Below are 13,937 nucleotides of genomic sequence, written 5' to 3'. Positions count from 1 at the left end.
TCCGTAAATTAGGAGGGCCGATAGCCCTCGACATAGGACCAGTGGCCGGAGGCGTATTGCGGGTAGTGCGCAAATTGCTGCGGCACGGGCTCCGTGATGATCCTTGCATGGCGTTGCCCCCACCTTGAGGGGATAAGGACGGAATCGTGCGGCGGATGAAACGGATTGGGCAGGAAGCGCCCTGCGAAGTCACCGCGCGTGTAGTACGGGTGCTTTTCGCCATAGATCGGTTTGAGGTCTTTGCCGGAGACGAACAATATCTGCCGATCTTCGGGCATTGCCAGCACCTCTTCGGGCATCATCAGCGCGCGCGCCTGTTTGGTGCGGTGGTCTTCGGCAAATGCATGGTACTTCATATCGGCGAAGGTCGAGAACGGATCGCCGCCGTTCATGATGCTCATAGCCGCATGACGCTTTTGCCGTCGCGCATCCGCCTGGCGTAGGTGATCATCATATTCGAGCGTTTCGGTGCCGAGCATCGAAGAGACCATTTGTGCGGTCTGGTAGTCGCGCACACCGAAGAACTGACGCAATGCTGCGGACCCCATGAATCCTTGCAGGGCCGGAGCGCCATAGTTGCGCACGATCTGGCCAACGTCCTGAAACAGCGCCCAAGTACGCACGCCCGCGCCGCGTCCGAAGGTGAAGGCGCGCAGCAAAGCTTCGAAGCTGCCGAGCTGACCGGCCTCATCAATGATCATGTTGATCGGCGGGGCCGAGGGTGCGCGCGATTTGTAGAGCATCTGCACCGTGAACATGGTGCGCAGGATCGGCGACCAGAGCTGCACATATTCGATGGGAACATTGATTGCCCAGCTCGACGCCTGATTTGCGTTGCACGTATCGGTAAGACTGGCATCGGCCCTCTCAAGCGATGATTGCAGAATCGGATCGTCGAGAAAATTCAGATAGGCGTAGAGTTCGCCGATGATGCTGCCAAACTCTTTCTCGCTCTCCTGCTGCTTGGTCAGCATTTCGCTTGCTGTACGGCGCACGCTGTCCATTGAAGAGCGCAGCATGAATTCGAGGCAGTCAGCCCAGCGAGACGTGTCTGATTCAATCCAGTTGATGACACGATAGAGCGCGGGGAAAGTTACGCCGCCATCGCGCTCGACCAGCATCTTGAGGATGTTCTCCACCCATTCGCGGGCACGAAGTTCAAAGTAGCGACCACTTGATGAGCCGGAGGCCGGGATCAGGCTTTCGGCGATGAACTTACAGTCCGCGTGAAAATGGGGGTCGTCGAGTTTGAGGATATCGAGCGGGTTCATTCGATGTTGCGGAAGACCCCGCATGCCGGTGGGGTTCCAGCAGTACAGGAAGCTCCGCGTCATCACGAAATTGACCATGGTGACCGAAGCAATTTCACCGCGCGGATCGAGGATGAAGTTGCGGTTTCCTGCGTTGCGCGCAACCGCCAGTGCCAGAAGATCGCGCATCTTTCCCGAACCCGCGCCAGCAATGGTGATGATCGGCGCATCGGTTTCGAGGCAGACAGGCTTGTTTCCGGCATAGCCGACTTGCAGGCCTTTGCCGCCGAGCAGACCCGCGCGGGCCAACTCGTGATGGTCAGACCACGAGGCCGAGCCGAAGCGGTTCTCTTCATTGCTGAACATAAGTCTACGCTCCTTTAAATATCCGATCATGCTGCGACATGATCGCGGTTTTCTCGGGCACAGTGAGAACGTGCTCTCCCGCATCGGGGTGAAAGCTCTTGATAAAATGTGCGCGGATTTGGCGGGGCTTTACGGTCGGATGGAAGGCGTTGATCATCCGTATCCAGACGCAGATTTTCACATCCGCAGCGATGTCGGATTTGGGTGATCCGGGGCCAAAATGCTGCTTGAACCGCTCGAAGATGGGTTGCATCTCCGGCTTGACAAAATCGATGTGGAGCGTGCCCATCGGCTACTTCCCCGCGCCGAGAATCCAGAGGGCGATGCCGATCACAGGCACCGCCATGATGAGCGCGCCGAGAACTTCAAGAACGGGGTGAAGCCGTTTCTCGATTTCACCTAAAAACTCTTGTTTTGCGCGCTTAAAGGCATGGAACGCATCCATCGCCTGTCCAAGAAGGTCTTCCATTGTGTGTCTCCTTAAGCGCCTGAATTCCGATCAACGGAATCCAGGCTTGGTTGTTGTTGGGGGTTCGGATCAGCTCGCGAACGAGCCGAGAATGGCCAGCAGGACAACGCCCCAGAAGATCGCCGCGACGACAGCACTCCAGTTGGTTTCCTTCTTGTAGACGTTGCCGACATGGCGGTTTTTCTTGAACATGATCAGGCTCCTTTGCTGTGATTTCTCAAAGAAAACGGGTTGCGACGGCGAGGCCGCCCATGACCAGCGCTGTCGAGATCGACGCGCGGGAGATGAAGAAGATCAGGGCGGCGCAAGTGCAGCCCCAGATGATCGATGTGATGTCTTCAAACCCGTAGCCGTAGTGCTGGGTGGTAAAGCTCTGAATCCAGCCGACCGACTTGCTGTAGAGCGGTGGCGCTCCGAAGAAGGTGACGACAACCGCCAGCGTGTTCGCGAGACCTTGCACGGACGACATGAATATCGACCGGCCTGCATCTTGATGTTTCTTGTTGGGCAACATGGTCTGTCCCTCCGGTTTGGTCGTCGAACCGATTGCCGACATTCGCAGCATTGCAGCCCTGCAATGCTGATCCGGGGGGATTATGTGAAAATTTTCTGCGGCCGCGATCCGCGCCGACTTGCCATGCAAGCGTGGCTCCGGCGAAGATGGGTGCCGGAGGTCAGCAGATGAACGTGAATATTCTGGATTCTGAAGACGAGCGCAGCCCGCTCGATTTTGAAAGCATCAGCAGGGCGGAGATCGAGGTGTTCGGATTAATCCCCGAGCTGTGTCCGACGCTCAATATCGCGTATTGCAGGTATATGCGAATGGTCGGCTATATTTCTTGCAGCGATGAATTCGAAGAGCGCCAGAAAGAAAAGGATAAGGAGAAATTCTGGCCGACGCTGACAAAGGCAAACTGCCTGCACCCGGCACTAAGCGCCAATATGTGCGCACTCTTCATGAATCATTACTGCGGCATTCCCTTCGATCAGGCCTTTGCGTGGCACAGACGGGTGGAAGCGCAGGAGTGGCGGCAGGGGATTAAACCCATCTATGGCGTGACGGTTTCGGAGCAATATCAGGCGAAGATGGACGACGATACCAACAAGCTGACAAAGGCGGCGCTGATCAAGGAGGATGGGACAACCTCAATGATCGACGCCAAGGATGTGCCTTTCTGAGATCATTTCTGTCACGCCGGAGGCCGGTTATCGTTGACCGCGCGCACACCCCACATGCTCGCTTCGAACGGAAACCGCGTAGACAGGATCGTCGCCAGTGCGCGGATGCGTTCGCGGGATTCCTCGCGCAGGCGCGGCCTCACACCTTCGGGAACCGGTGCGCAGGCCCAATCACGAAACCACTCGCGAATACCATCTGTTTCGAAAACTTCCATATTGAGGAAGACCTCTTCGCCGTTGAAGACGACGAGCCCCCGATAGTCCCTGTAGGCATCGACCAGGTAGTTAAGCCAGTGATCGGGACTGATCGAAAGTTCTGAAGTGAACAAGCGCAAATCACTCAGAAAATTCGGGTTTTCGATTTGAATATCAGAAACGAGCTTCGTCGTTTCTTTCATGCAATATCCAGCTATAAAGCAGTTCGTACAAAGATACATGCTCAAACCTCCGAGACTTTGCGGTTTGCCGTAGCGCTTGTGCGCCGAGACCATGTCCGCGAAGCTAGGAGGACCAACCGGAGCGGGCGTTCCGGAAAGTTACGGAACCAGAAAACCATGGCGTTCGGGCAGGCATTCGGCCAGTTGATCAGATCAAAGCGGGGAATCGAGGGGATGACTCAGCAAGCCTTGGCCGTCGCAGCCTTCGGGGATGAGGGCGGCAAGACTCGCATATCCGAGCTAGAGAACGGCAAGGTCTCCAAGCCACAGACCAAAACCATCGATGCGCTCGTCGTCGCCCTGAACATATCTGATGACGAGTTGAACGCGATCCTGAACCTGGAACCTCATCCTCATGTGATCGACAACCTGTGTGATTTCTTCGATGTGGACGGAACGGGCTCCGTGGACGTTGAGGTGGCAACCAACGACTCCGGTAAAGCGGTGCTGTTCCACAACCGCTGGCTCAAGGTCGAAATCAAACGCGCAGAGTATTTTCTGGAAGAGAAGATGTTTGTGTGCCTGGAGGAAAGCGGGCGCAGGCGACCGGCGGGGCTACCGCTCTCGCCAGCTGTTACCGAGAACTTACGGAAGTGCAACGAAATCCTGTTCGTTCACGTTGAGGATGGAACACAGGCAACGACTGCCGGGAAAAGATATCCTCTTAAAATCATCCCCTGATTGGGATCGGAACCAGTTGCCGAGTTAAGTAGTATGAGTTTTTAGAAAGTATTCGGAAATCTCATCAAAACTCGACGAGATTTTATGCCCTTGAAGATCATCTTTTGATCGAAGAATTTCTCCAAATCGAAAATCGTGACATAATTAGCGAATGTGTTTTCAAGATTCGCTCATATGGTCACTCCCGATCTCCGTAATCGAGAACAACGACTATGGCGATTTGCGTCGTTCCGTCCGTCACATTGGGGCCGCGCTGCGGAAAGGTGTGGACCGGGCCGCACCCGCCAGATCGTTGACGGCCCGGCGAGAGGCTTCGAAACGCCGTCCAGTCAAAAACTACGTTCCGATCACGGATGAAATGCGCGCCGAGTTGTGCGCGGAGTTCGACCGCACGGGCGCAGGCCCTGCCTCGCTATTCCGTGGCCGCCCGGCCTCGCTAAACGGTCTTACGGAGATCAAGATTTCCCATTGGCGCACAGGGCGAGTTAAGCGCGCTGACCCTACGGAATGGGCCTATGTTGCAGATGCGCTCAAGTCGTTGCCGTCAAAATCATAGAATACAAATAAAATTTGTATTAAATCCAAAATAATTTACATAATAAATTAACTATAAAAGTATACATTATCAGTGTGCGGACGAATAACGCATGACCTGTGCGGGGAGTCTCATGGGTAATTTTTGTAATTAGAACAAAAACAAAAGCAAAAAAATAGCGTGTAACGGGGGCATCAATATGGCATACGGCCAGGAATTTAAAGACGCGGTAGGCGCGGTTCATTCAATTCATCTATTCCGCGAAAACGTCGAGCTTATGGGTTTGCAGGGTGGCTCTGTGGAGAGCGTGTCCAACCGCTCTGCGGCTGCATCCAAAAAGTTCAGCGATGTCGTGAACGAAGAGCGTCGCCGCGAAAAAGAACGGGCCAGCACGACGGCTTGGCTCGATCTGCTCAATCAAATCCAGGCAGAGATCGACGCACTGGAACGGCCGTTTAGAGACGAATTCGGCGACGACTACATTAACGCTATGGCACAGCGCTTCCTGAGCGAGGAAGAATATAATTCCGTCGAAACGGACGCAGAGCGCGCGCAGTTAATGTACGACAAGTACCTGAATCCTGACGGTACGGTCAAAGACGAGTATCAAGGTACGGAAGCGGGCGAATGGGTGAAAAAATTGCATGACACTCAGCCACAGGTTGCTAAAGGGCGGGAGTTGCTCAAAGGCTAACGAGAGCGCATGCTGAGAATGGTGGCAATGTTCCCGATGAAGTTGTTGAGGAAGTGCAGGCGGAGCTTGAGCAGAGCGGATATTCGACAACAGCCAGCTTCGATGAAGAATTAGATGACCCTTCATCCGACGAGATTATCGTAAAGGCGGAGGACGCTAAACTTGACCATGCGCATCAAATGGATGTGACCAGCACAAGTAACCTTAGTTTTTCCTAGTTATAGATTATCTGGGCTTATTGCCGCCAGTGTCGGCTCCCCTGCTTCAGGGGTCAGCGATCCGAGTTGACGCTTATAGAAAAGATGTTGCCCCACAATATCGGATATTGAACTGGCAGCTTCCCGTGGCCCCATCGGACCTTCGATGGTGTGACCATTGAAAAAGGCCATCGCTACACCAGGCGTATCATTGTGCCCGATGAAATAACGCGACTCCGCCCCGCGCTGTGTAATCTGCTGCTGAAATACTCGTCCGAGTTCTTGCGGATCAATCGCGTTTTCAAACTCTCCGTAGCTTATTATGAAGCCTAAGCCGCCTGTTTCGCGCACATATTCCTGTGCTGCTCTGCGTGCCTCAGTGACATTGCCATAAATTGGCGATGTATAGGCTACCTGCGTTGTGTCGGCGATCTCGGTTTTGACGGCTTGTCCCTGTGGTGCCGCCTCGGTACGCGGCGTGTCCCGCAGGACTGCACGATGGGCATTTGTCATGCTGAGGCCTTGGCCGCTCATGGCTGGCGCGGAGATTGTCGGTTGGTTGGCGTTGTCGTCTCCGGCACTGGACGGCGCGGCGAACGGCAGGCTGGCCATCGCCAGAGCACTCAAGCCCAAAGCGGCGTTGCGGAATACTTTCGGTCCGAATTTAGGAAGAGCCATTGTGCTTGCCTTTCTCGTCTTCATTATGGCACGTATTGTTTCGCTAAACGCAGTAAAAAGGACCGTTTTTCTTGATTTGTACATAGTTTTTGTGCTACGTTTCGTTTCAATAAGTAAGCCGTTGATAAACGGCCATTATGGCAGGTGATAGGGCCGTGTTGGTTTGGCGATAAGCCGAATCCTCGAAAACGGTCGTTTTTGCGGGCACCCCCGCAAACCGACCACACGGCAAGGATACCTGCGCTATGCCCCGAAAAATCGGCTATGCCCGCGTCAGCACCGTCGAGCAGTGCCTCGATCTTCAGATCAACGCCTTGCGCGGCGCGGGCTGCGATGTAATTCACCGGGACAATGGTGTGTCGGGAGCGCAAACGTGCCGCCCCGCCTTCACCCACGCCCTCAATGCTGTCGGTCCCGGCACCACCCTGGTCGTCTGGCGGCTCGACCGCATGAGCCGGTCGCTTCGCCACCTGATCGAGATCAGCGAGACGCTGACCGCACGCGGCGCATTCCTCGAATCGCTGACTGAGAAGATCGACACCTCGACCGCCATAGGCCAGTTCGTCTTTCATATTCTGGGTGCGGTCGCCCAGCTTGAGCGCGAGATCATCCGCGAGCGGACGAAGGCAGGGCTGGCTGCCGCAGCGGAGCGGGGTTGCTATCCAGGGCGACCGCGAAAGCTCAATGTTTCCCAGATCAGGAGTATCGCCGAGGAACGGTTGCATGGCGCGTCATGGTCCATGCTTGCCGATCACTATAACGTGCATGAAGAAACCCTGCGGCGCAGTATTAGTGAGGCCGGGTTGGTGTAGGCGATGGAACGGATCGAGGGATTCTTGATGAACATACATAGGTATGCAAAGCGCAGTACGGTCACGTTCTTGTTCGGCGTTCTGGGCGCTTGCAGCAGCGGGGCAGGATCACCGGCACAGCCGACAGTGCCTTTGAACCTGTCCGAGATGACAGGCGTCGAGGAACGAAAGAATGGGTGCTTCGTGATGGGAAGTGACGAGGACGGCAAAGACGGGTCATCCTCTCAGGTCGTATGTCCGACTGTCTCTTCGCAAGACAATGAGGATAGGCCGAACTAGCGCGGTCTCTTCCTTCGGATGCTGCCATGCACCATGTTTCACCGTTTTTCTCTAATATCTCAATAAGTTCTGACCGCAAGATGTGCGGTGTACTACACCGCAATCTTGGCAAGGGAGCCCGCTGCGCGCTCCCGTTGCATCCCTCCGGCCCTGGCTCTTCCTGGGCATTGAACCCAACCCGAGCCATCAGATCGTATCGCCGATCAACCACTCGCGGGAGACTTCGCTCTCCCTGCACCCATCGATCCCTTCAGGAAGATCAGGGGCTATCGCGCCCCTTGAATCCCACTCGTCAGGGTAATGACCCCCGACACCCGCCAATCAGGGGAGCGTTCCTGCTCCCACCGATACCCCCATGACCATTTCATGGAGACCAACCCTGCGCGGATTGGATGCCGATCAGGTCTATCGCGACCCGATACCTACGACCAAGAGCCTCACCGTGCTCTTTGGAAACATGGGCCACCTTACGCAGGTTGGATACGCGCAAGCGTTTCGCCGCTGGACTACGATCACGAAACCAACCTTGGATGGATTGCGCGTTATCGCTTTTTCCCTCGCCATATGTGTATCCCTTGGCTACACTCAATGCATGAAGGATTCAGGACTTCGCATTCGGGTCGAGCGGGAGCTTCGAGAGAAATTTCTCGAAATCTGCCGACAGCAGGACCGACCAGCGGCACAAGTGCTCCGCGAGTTCATGCGCACTTATGTCGAAGCAAACGAATCGGCGTCCAGACAGAAAAATCATAAGAAACGGCAGCATGATGTTTGAACAGGCTTTTAAAAATATCGACGACGCACTGCGCAAGGAGGCTGGCTGCACGACTGAGCTGGATTATACAGAGCAGTCGTCATGGGTATTGTTCCTCAAATATCTTGATGACTTGGAGGCCGAGCGTGCGACACGGGCCGAGCTGGAAGGCAAGCCCTACAGCTACATCATCGATCAAGCGCATCGTTGGTCAAAATGGGCGGCTCCAAAGAATGCCAAGGGCGAGCTTGATCGGGATCACGCGCTGATCGGTGACGACCTCATTACCTACGTGAATGACGAATTGTTCCCATACCTTCGCGGCTTCAAGCAGCGGACGTCCAACCCGCAGACGATTGAGTACAAGATCGGGCAGATTTTCAGCGAGATCAAACCGAAGTTCAATTCGGGTTACAATCTACGTGACGTGCTGGAATTCACGGATGAGTTAGAGTTCGGCTCGCTGGACGCCAAGCACGAGATGTCAGACCTCTATGAGGTCAAGATCAAACGCATGGGTAATGCGGGGCGCAATGGCGGAGAATACTACACGCCGCGCCCACTCATCCGCGCGATGATCAAGGTCGTTGCCCCGCAGCTCGGCGAAACCATCTATGACGGCGCGGTCGGTTCGGCGGGCTTCCTGTGCGAGGCCTTCGAATACATGCGCCCGAACGCCAAAAGCACGAAAGACCTTGAGACATTGCAAAAGCGTACATTCTCGGGCGTCGAGAAGAAGAGCCTCGCTTATGTCATCGGCATCATGAATATGATCCTGCACGGCATCGAGGCGCCAGACATCGTGCATGACAATTCACTGGGGCGCTCGCTCACAGATATCCAGCCCAGAGACCAGAAGGATGTAATCCTCGCCAATCCGCCCTTCGGCGGTTCCGAGCGCCGAGAGATTCAGCAAAACTTCCCAATCCGCACAGGCGAGACGGCATATTTGTTCCTTCAGCACTTCATAAAGATGCTCAAGCCCGGTGGACGTGCCGCCGTAGTCATCAAGAACACGTTTCTTTCGAACGGCGACGCCTCAGCCTTGAGGAAAGAACTTCTCACCACCTGTAATCTGCATACCGTGCTCGATTGCCCCCAGGGCACGTTCCAAGGCGCTGGCGTCAAAACGGTCGTGTTGTTTTTCGAAAAGGGCGCACCGACACGCGACATCTGGTACTACCAGCTCGATCCCGGTCGCAGCCTTGGCAAGACGACGGCTCTGACCGATGCGGATTTCGATGAATTCGTGCGCTTAGCCGCCAAGCGTACAGAAAGCCCACAGAGCTGGAGCATCAAGGCCGCCGACCTCGACCAGACCAGCCTCGATATGTCGGTCAAGAACCCGAATAAGAACGAGGAAGTTGTTTATCGCGCGCCCGAAAGCATCATCGACGAAATGATCGCTCTAGATGCGGAAGGTGCGGACATTCTCCAAAGCATAAGGGGAATGCTGTGAAGTCAGATTGGCAGACGCAAACAATCGAAGAAGTGTGCGAAGTCGTCAACGGCGGCACACCGAAGACTGGTGTGAGAGAATATTGGGATGGTGGCCATCAATGGGTCACGCCTGCCGAAATGGGCAAGCGCCAGTCGCCGTTCATTGCTGAAACTGCACGCACATTGACCGATGCTGGAGTCGCGAACAGTTCGGCGCGTCCTTTGCCCCCCATGAGCGTCATTCTTTCGTCTCGCGCTCCCATCGGACATCTTGTGATCAACACAGTGCCGATGTCATTTAATCAGGGGTGTAAGGGGCTCATTCCAAAGCAAAACCTTCATCATAAATATCTATTTTACTTTCTTCACGCCAACGTCGAATTGCTGAACTCACTGGGCACAGGAGCGACGTTCAAGGAACTTTCTGGCGGCAAACTGAAGTCCGTTCAAATTCCTGTTCCTCCGCTCGAAGAGCAAAAGAGGATCGCCGCCATTCTCGACGAGGCGTTCGAGGGCATCGCCAAGGCTACCGCCAACGCCGAGCGGAATTTAGCGAACTCTGAGGAACTCTTTGACAGTCAACTTCAGTCCATATTCGACGATCAGGACGGGGCTGAGTATGAGTTGTCTGATGTCTGCTCGATTGAGTCCAGGCTCATAGACCCGAAGGCGGCTGAGTTCGCCGACCTTCTCCACATTGGTGGCGGGAACATGGTCACCAAGTCGGACGAACTGATCGATTTGAGGACCGCGAAGGAAGAAGGACTTATCTCAGGAAAGTTTTTATTCGACCGCGAAACAGTTCTGTACAGCAAAATTCGACCCTACTTGATGAAGGTTTCGCGGCCTGATTTCATGGGGCTGTGCAGCGCCGATGTTTATCCCCTAAAGCCGCGCAAGGGCATTCTGGATCGGGACTACCTATATTTCTTACTACTTTCTAAGAGATTCACCGACTACGCCGTGGAAGGTTCTGGCCGGGCTGGGATGCCAAAGGTCAACCGCAAGCACCTCTTTGCATACCGTGTAAGGCTTCCGGATTTGGAATTGCAGAAAGAAGCGGCAGCGAAAATTGACAGCACGATGAACGCGCGTAGCCAACTATCCAAAGTATATCGTTCGAAACTCCGCGCACTCTCGCAACTTCGGCAAACGCTTCTTCAAAAAGCCTTCTCCGGTGAACTCACTTCCGCCAATGAACGCAGGGCGAATGTCAATGCTGTGGCTGCCACCACATCGCCGCAGTACACAGCCGATGTCTTGGCATTCGCATTTGCCAAGCACCGCGCTGCGCAGCGTGACCGTACCTTTGGACGCGTGAAGGGGCAAAAAGTTCTGCACCTCGTGGAGGCCGTTGCCGGCGTCGATCTTGGACGTGATCCGATCAAAGACGCCGCTGGGCCAAATGATAGCGCCCATATGCGCCGCGCCGAAGATTGGGCGGCGCAGCAAGGCTATTTCGCTTTCGAGGCGCGTGGAACGGGCGGTTACGATTTCAAACCGGGACGAAATTACCAGAAAACGCTCGCCAGCTCATATGCCCGCCTGTCTGCTCATAAAGATGAAATCGCGAAGGTCATCGATCTGGTTATACCGTTGGACTCTCAGGAGGCAGAAGTTCTTGCGACGGTCCATGCGGCATGGAACAACCTGATCATCGACGGCGTCGAACCGACGCGAAATGCGATTATCGCTGAAGCAAGAGAAAACTGGGCAGCGAGCAAGCTGGAGATCCCCGCCGCGAGGTTTGAAGAGGCGATCCGCTTCATTCGGCAAAACAACATCATTCCGGACGGCTCCGCCAAAGCTGTACGTGCAAGGCAGGAGTCCCTGTTTTGAACGAAGCTGAGACCCGTGCAGAGCTGATCGATCCCGCACTTGCCGCCGCTGGCTGGGGCGTTGTCGAAGGCAGCCGGGTTTCGCGTGAGTTTCACATCACCGCCGGACGTCTCGAAGGTGCAGGGCGTCGCGGCAAGGCTGAAATTGCTGATTACATTCTCGTCTATAAGGGCCAGCGGCTGGGCGTCATTGAAGCCAAGAAACGAGATGCTCATGTGACCGAGGGGCTGGGCCAAGCCAAGGCATATGCAACAAAGCTTCAGGTCCGCTTCTGCTACTCCACAAACGGGCGCGGGGTTTATCGCGCGTGCATGGAAACTGGGGCGGAAGGCGATGCTTCCGGCTTTCCGACCCCTGACGAATTGTGGGCGGCGACATTTGCGGAAGAAAATGAATGGCGCGAGCGCTTCGCCGCCGTGCCGACCGAAGACAAGGGCGGCTCCTGGGCTTCGCGCTACTATCAGGATATTGCCATCGAGCGCGTGCTGGAAGCCATCGCCAAGGGCGATAAGCGCATCCTGCTGACGCTGGCCACCGGAACGGGCAAGACCTTCATCGCCTTCCAGCTTGCCTGGAAACTTTACCACAGCCGCTGGAACTTGACGGGCGAACCTAAGCGCCGTCCACGCATCCTGTTTCTGGCAGACAGGAACATACTGGCCGATCAGGCCTACAACGCCTTCTCGCCCTTTGCAGATGACGCCCGTGTGCGCATCGTGCCGTCAGAAGTGCGGCGGACGGGGCGCGTCCCGAAAAATGGCTCTGTCTTCTTCACCATCTTCCAGACCTTCATGAGCGGGACGAACACGGATGGCGTTCCGACTCCATCTTTCGTTGACTACCCGCCTGATTTTTTCGACTTCATCGTTATCGATGAGTGTCATCGTGGCGGCGCGAAGGACGAAAGCAACTGGCGCGGGATATTGGAATATTTCGAACCCGCAGTGCAGCTTGGCCTGACGGCGACGCCCAAACGCAAGGACAACGTCGATACCTACGCCTATTTCGGCGAGCCGGTTTACATCTACTCGCTACGCGAAGGGATCAATGATGGCTTCCTGACGCCGTTCAAGGTGCAGCAGATCGCCACCACGCTGGATGACTATGTCTACACGCGCGATGATGATGTGCTGGACGGCGAGGTCGAAGAAGGTCGCCGCTACACCGAAGCGGACTTTAATCGCATCATCGAAATCGCTGAGCGCGAAAAGTACCGCGTGCAGACCTTCATGGACATGATCGAACAGAACCAGAAGACACTCGTCTTTTGCGCGACGCAGGACCATGCCGCCGCTGTACGCGACCTCATCAACCAGATGAAGTCATCCAAAGACCCGAATTACTGCGTGCGTGTGACGGCCAACGACGGCGCGGCGGGCGAGACATGGCTGCGCGCGTTTCAGGACAATGAGAAGACGATCCCGACGATCCTGACGACATCGCAGAAGCTTTCGACCGGCGTCGATGCGCGGAACGTGCGCAACATTGTGCTGATGCGCCCAGTGAACTCGATCATCGAATTCAAGCAAATTGTCGGGCGCGGAACGCGTCTCTATGACGGGAAAGACTACTTCACGATCTATGATTTCGTGAAGGCCTACGCGCATTTCTCCGATCCCGAATGGGACGGCGAACCGCTGGAGCCAACTGAGCCCATCGGGCCGGGCGCACCTGGCGCTCCGGGCCAGCCCAAAGGTGGCGATGATGGGGGCGGAGAACCTGAGCCGCGTCCGCAGCGCATCAAAATCAAGCTGGCCGACGGCAAAGAGCGCACGCTTCAGCATATCAGCTCGACTATGTTCTACAGCCCTGACGGCAGGCCGCTATCGGCGGCGGAATTCATCGAAAGGCTGTTTGGGGAACTTCCCGCCCTCTTCAAGGACGAAGCGGAACTTCGCCAGCTTTGGGGCGATCCGTCCGCGCGGAAAGCGCTTCTCGATGGTTTGAGCGAGCGCGGATACGGGCGGGAAGAGCTACTCGAAATTAGGAAAATGATAAGCGCCGACAAGAGCGACATCTTCGATGTGCTCGCCTACATCGCATTCGCCTTGCCAACGATCACGCGTTTTGAACGGGTGGAAAGCCGCAAGACGTCTGTTCTCTCGTCTTATGATGAGAAGCTGCAAGCATTCCTTGATTTCGTACTGGCGCAGTACGTGGAGCGCGGTGTTGATGAACTCGATAGTGAAAAATTACCTGCGCTATTGGAACTAAAATATCGCGCCGTCGCGGATGCCGCCAAGGAGCTTGGAGGCGCGCCCCGTATTCGTGAGGCCTTTGTCGGTTTCCAAAAGTATTTGTTTGAAGGGGAATCAAGTGTCTTCTGA

General features: G+C 55.4%; 15 protein-coding genes. 8 read left to right on the top strand and 7 right to left on the bottom strand.

The window, feature by feature from the left end; all coding sequences use genetic code 11:
- Positions 1-8: 8 nt before the first annotated feature.
- The 5 genes from AQ1_RS12705 to AQ1_RS12695 form a co-directional block, all read right to left on the bottom strand.
- Complete coding sequence (locus AQ1_RS12705) at positions 9-1,616, bottom strand: type IV secretory system conjugative DNA transfer family protein (RefSeq protein WP_042087947.1); 1,608 nt, start codon at positions 1,614-1,616, stop codon at positions 9-11.
- Between the two features lie 4 nt (positions 1,617-1,620).
- Positions 1,621-1,905 carry a hypothetical protein gene (locus AQ1_RS12700; protein ID WP_042087946.1) on the bottom strand — a complete coding sequence of 95 codons (285 nt, stop codon included), beginning with the start codon at positions 1,903-1,905 and terminating at the stop codon, positions 1,621-1,623.
- A 3-nt stretch (positions 1,906-1,908) separates the two neighbouring features.
- Positions 1,909-2,085, bottom strand: a complete 177-nt coding sequence (locus tag AQ1_RS15360; RefSeq protein WP_161760615.1) for a hypothetical protein — start codon at positions 2,083-2,085, stop codon at positions 1,909-1,911.
- A 69-nt stretch (positions 2,086-2,154) separates the two neighbouring features.
- Complete coding sequence (locus tag AQ1_RS15570; protein ID WP_313982033.1) at positions 2,155-2,277, bottom strand: hypothetical protein; 123 nt, start codon at positions 2,275-2,277, stop codon at positions 2,155-2,157.
- A 25-nt stretch (positions 2,278-2,302) separates the two neighbouring features.
- Entirely contained in the window at positions 2,303-2,599 is a 297-nt protein-coding gene (locus AQ1_RS12695) for a hypothetical protein (RefSeq protein ID WP_042087980.1), read from the bottom strand.
- A gap of 167 nt (positions 2,600-2,766) precedes the next feature.
- Here AQ1_RS12695 and AQ1_RS12690 point away from each other — a divergent pair, with 167 nt between their 5' ends.
- Positions 2,767-3,264 carry a hypothetical protein gene (locus AQ1_RS12690; protein WP_150007338.1) on the top strand — a complete coding sequence of 166 codons (498 nt, stop codon included), beginning with the start codon at positions 2,767-2,769 and terminating at the stop codon, positions 3,262-3,264.
- A gap of 11 nt (positions 3,265-3,275) precedes the next feature.
- Here AQ1_RS12690 and AQ1_RS12685 read toward each other — a convergent pair whose 3' ends face one another.
- Positions 3,276-3,662: a hypothetical protein gene (locus AQ1_RS12685; protein WP_313982038.1), complete on the bottom strand. Its 387-nt coding sequence runs from the start codon at positions 3,660-3,662 to the stop codon at positions 3,276-3,278.
- A gap of 156 nt (positions 3,663-3,818) precedes the next feature.
- Here AQ1_RS12685 and AQ1_RS12680 point away from each other — a divergent pair, with 156 nt between their 5' ends.
- Both AQ1_RS12680 and AQ1_RS12670 read left to right on the top strand, forming a co-directional pair.
- Positions 3,819-4,382: a helix-turn-helix domain-containing protein gene (locus AQ1_RS12680; protein WP_042087944.1), complete on the top strand. Its 564-nt coding sequence runs from the start codon at positions 3,819-3,821 to the stop codon at positions 4,380-4,382.
- A gap of 734 nt (positions 4,383-5,116) precedes the next feature.
- Positions 5,117-5,611: a hypothetical protein gene (locus AQ1_RS12670; protein ID WP_042087942.1), complete on the top strand. Its 495-nt coding sequence runs from the start codon at positions 5,117-5,119 to the stop codon at positions 5,609-5,611.
- A gap of 218 nt (positions 5,612-5,829) precedes the next feature.
- On the opposite strand, the gene AQ1_RS12665 is transcribed toward AQ1_RS12670, so the two are convergent.
- Positions 5,830-6,486, bottom strand: coding sequence for a hypothetical protein (locus AQ1_RS12665; RefSeq protein ID WP_152550438.1), 657 nt, complete (start codon positions 6,484-6,486; stop codon positions 5,830-5,832).
- Between the two features lie 245 nt (positions 6,487-6,731).
- Here AQ1_RS12665 and AQ1_RS12660 point away from each other — a divergent pair, with 245 nt between their 5' ends.
- From AQ1_RS12660 to hsdR, 5 genes are all read left to right on the top strand, one after another.
- On the top strand, positions 6,732-7,298 hold the full coding sequence (locus AQ1_RS12660; protein WP_042087940.1) for a recombinase family protein: 567 nt from the start codon (positions 6,732-6,734) through the stop codon (positions 7,296-7,298).
- 871 nt (positions 7,299-8,169) lie between these two features.
- The gene (locus AQ1_RS12655; RefSeq protein ID WP_042087976.1) at positions 8,170-8,352 is read left to right on the top strand and encodes a hypothetical protein; all 183 of its coding nucleotides are present in this window, start codon (positions 8,170-8,172) and stop codon (positions 8,350-8,352) included.
- Positions 8,345-9,790, top strand: a complete 1,446-nt coding sequence (locus AQ1_RS12650) for a class I SAM-dependent DNA methyltransferase (protein WP_042087975.1) — start codon at positions 8,345-8,347, stop codon at positions 9,788-9,790. The genes AQ1_RS12655 and AQ1_RS12650 overlap by 8 nt, the downstream gene beginning before the upstream one ends.
- Positions 9,787-11,610 carry a restriction endonuclease subunit S gene (locus tag AQ1_RS14725; RefSeq protein WP_052371274.1) on the top strand — a complete coding sequence of 608 codons (1,824 nt, stop codon included), beginning with the start codon at positions 9,787-9,789 and terminating at the stop codon, positions 11,608-11,610. The genes AQ1_RS12650 and AQ1_RS14725 overlap by 4 nt, the downstream gene beginning before the upstream one ends.
- Positions 11,607-13,937 carry an EcoAI/FtnUII family type I restriction enzme subunit R gene (gene hsdR, locus AQ1_RS12640; protein ID WP_042087939.1) on the top strand — a complete coding sequence of 777 codons (2,331 nt, stop codon included), beginning with the start codon at positions 11,607-11,609 and terminating at the stop codon, positions 13,935-13,937. Before AQ1_RS14725 ends, hsdR begins: the two co-directional genes overlap by 4 nt.

Source organism: Iodidimonas nitroreducens (genome assembly GCA_000710935.1).
In the GTDB taxonomy this organism is placed as follows: Bacteria; Pseudomonadota; Alphaproteobacteria; order Sphingomonadales; family Rhodothalassiaceae; genus Iodidimonas; species Iodidimonas nitroreducens.
The sequence above is the reverse complement of the archived record's forward strand: the minus strand, read 5'-3'. Positions and strand labels throughout refer to the sequence as shown.

What these genes read in the sequence shown, in the direction of transcription:
- AQ1_RS12705 (WP_042087947.1), bottom strand. Translation starts at nt 1,616, where the DNA reads ATGTTCAGCAATGAAGAGAACCGCTTCGGCTCGGCCTCGTGGTCTGAC.
- AQ1_RS12700 (WP_042087946.1), bottom strand. Translation starts at nt 1,905, where the DNA reads ATGGGCACGCTCCACATCGATTTTGTCAAGCCGGAGATGCAACCCATC.
- AQ1_RS15360 (WP_161760615.1), bottom strand. Translation starts at nt 2,085, where the DNA reads ATGGAAGACCTTCTTGGACAGGCGATGGATGCGTTCCATGCCTTTAAG.
- AQ1_RS15570 (WP_313982033.1), bottom strand. Translation starts at nt 2,277, where the DNA reads ATGTTCAAGAAAAACCGCCATGTCGGCAACGTCTACAAGAAGGAAACC.
- AQ1_RS12695 (WP_042087980.1), bottom strand. Translation starts at nt 2,599, where the DNA reads ATGTTGCCCAACAAGAAACATCAAGATGCAGGCCGGTCGATATTCATG.
- AQ1_RS12690 (WP_150007338.1), top strand. Translation starts at nt 2,767, where the DNA reads ATGAACGTGAATATTCTGGATTCTGAAGACGAGCGCAGCCCGCTCGAT.
- AQ1_RS12685 (WP_313982038.1), bottom strand. Translation starts at nt 3,662, where the DNA reads ATGAAAGAAACGACGAAGCTCGTTTCTGATATTCAAATCGAAAACCCG.
- AQ1_RS12680 (WP_042087944.1), top strand. Translation starts at nt 3,819, where the DNA reads ATGGCGTTCGGGCAGGCATTCGGCCAGTTGATCAGATCAAAGCGGGGA.
- AQ1_RS12670 (WP_042087942.1), top strand. Translation starts at nt 5,117, where the DNA reads ATGGCATACGGCCAGGAATTTAAAGACGCGGTAGGCGCGGTTCATTCA.
- AQ1_RS12665 (WP_152550438.1), bottom strand. Translation starts at nt 6,486, where the DNA reads ATGGCTCTTCCTAAATTCGGACCGAAAGTATTCCGCAACGCCGCTTTG.
- AQ1_RS12660 (WP_042087940.1), top strand. Translation starts at nt 6,732, where the DNA reads ATGCCCCGAAAAATCGGCTATGCCCGCGTCAGCACCGTCGAGCAGTGC.
- AQ1_RS12655 (WP_042087976.1), top strand. Translation starts at nt 8,170, where the DNA reads ATGAAGGATTCAGGACTTCGCATTCGGGTCGAGCGGGAGCTTCGAGAG.
- AQ1_RS12650 (WP_042087975.1), top strand. Translation starts at nt 8,345, where the DNA reads ATGTTTGAACAGGCTTTTAAAAATATCGACGACGCACTGCGCAAGGAG.